The sequence below is a fragment of the Streptococcus pseudopneumoniae genome (genome assembly GCF_038148935.1).
GTDB classification, from domain to species: Bacteria; Bacillota; Bacilli; order Lactobacillales; family Streptococcaceae; genus Streptococcus; species Streptococcus pseudopneumoniae_U.
The window spans coordinates 1-1607 of the sequence record NZ_JBBJZX010000163.1; the positions used below are offsets into that span (position 1 = coordinate 1).

2 protein-coding genes and 1 pseudogene are annotated in these 1607 nt (G+C 46.7%); all 3 read right to left on the reverse strand.

Features of this window, described 5'->3' with window-relative positions; genetic code table 11:
- A pseudogene (locus tag WKI42_RS10305) lies at window positions 1-363 on the reverse strand (DUF1542 domain-containing protein); the annotation flags it as partial.
- A gap of 235 nt (window positions 364-598) precedes the next feature.
- Window positions 599-817 carry a YSIRK-type signal peptide-containing protein gene (locus WKI42_RS10310; protein WP_014017271.1) on the reverse strand — a complete coding sequence of 73 codons (219 nt, stop codon included), beginning with the start codon at window positions 815-817 and terminating at the stop codon, window positions 599-601.
- A gap of 19 nt (window positions 818-836) precedes the next feature.
- Window positions 837-1583, reverse strand: coding sequence for a peptidoglycan recognition family protein (locus tag WKI42_RS10315; RefSeq protein ID WP_368081875.1), 747 nt, complete (start codon window positions 1581-1583; stop codon window positions 837-839).
- Window positions 1584-1607: the final 24 nt, after the last annotated feature.

Consider the following 1607-nt stretch of genomic DNA (forward strand, 5'->3'; position numbering starts at 1 on the left):
TTTATGGATTTTGTCCGATAGAGGATAGCTCCCCTGACCATTTGTGTAGTCTGTAATTTCCTCCGCTGTTTCCTTGGTTTCTTGATTTTCTGCTGGTGTCGGTGTGGCAGGAGGGGTTAGTTGCCCCCTACGACCTCGTCCTCGTCTAGGAGTTGGGCTTGGTTCGCTCTGAGTCGCACCACTTCCTTCTCCGAGGTCAGCTGGGGATGTGAGTCCACCTGCCAAAGCCTTGTTGACCTCCTCAGTCAACTCCCTCATGCTTTGAACCTGGGCATTGACTTCCTCTTGACTGGAGTTTGGATTTTCAAGAACAGCTTTAGCTTGTGCTAGACCTGCTTCTACACGAGCGTGAAGTTCTTTCATTGAGTCCAGTGTCAGATTGGCAAGTAGAGCTTGCAGACTGGTTTGTGCCGACTCGGCAAGTGACTTATCTACAGTAGGACGGCTTGCTTCTTCTGCTTGTTTTTCTCCCTTGCCTTCTTCGCTATCTTTTACTAGAGACTTGTTTTTATCTGAAGCCTCTTGGTTTTCTCGATTGCCTTGGATAGGTTGCTCTGGCTGACTAGGGTCTGTATCAGGAGTTTCTTCACTTAGCTCTTCAGATACCCCCCCCCGAGGAATCGCTTACAAGGGCGCTGGTTCTAGTCGTTCCGCTTTCTGTCGCTGGAGAAATGTCAGGTGTTTGTGCCTGTACTGTCCCGTTGGCAAAAAACATCAGCGCAGCAACGGCAACGCTGGCAGCACCAAAGTGGTACTTCCTTATTGAGTAACGAAAAACCTTTTCCCCTTTGCGCTCTTCTTTACTTTTTAGTTTCATTCATTCTTCCTTCCTTTTTCTATTTGATTTCTTCTGTATAGTCTAGTGCGATCCAGCCCCTACCCGACTTCAACAAGCCCCAAGTATAGCCATCTGCTTCTTCTACCTGCATGATGGTAAAAGTCCCAAGAGGACAAAAACCTTGGTCAGGATAAGCCAGACCTGGGCCTGTTCGGATGTAGAGATCATCATCTACCACACGCACTAGATACTCTCCATTCCCATCTCGAGGCTGTTCCTCTTTTGAGACTTGGAAACTATCGCCAGCATGAATCTCAGCCGCCATCTGGATGAGTCGATTTAGATCAATGCCACCAGGGCAATCTGTAGCTGTAAATTCCTGGTGAGGATGGATGGTCTCACGATTGATTGGTAAATTATAACGATTACAAATATCTGCAATCAAACGTGCTGAGTTCCTGTAGGTTTCCTCTGCAATAGTCCAGTCAGGTTCCCCACGGTTATTTAAGTGTTCAATACCAATCGAACGCTGATTGACTTCATAGTTGCCAGCATGATAGGCAACGCTCTCTTCACCAACACACCCCCATATCTTATCAGGAGTCACCTGATAGTGAGCAGATGTGCCATGACCTGTAGAGACATACCAAGTACTTCTAGCCCCCTCATCACTCAGCCCACCATTATGGTGGATGACAATAGTATCAATATCAAGGCGATTTTGATCGCTATTCATGATTTCCTCATCCACATCTGTGATAAGTCCTGAAAACAAATCACCATTCACTCTTTTTGTCGCAAGCATTCTTCCCTCCTAGTCATTTTCTAC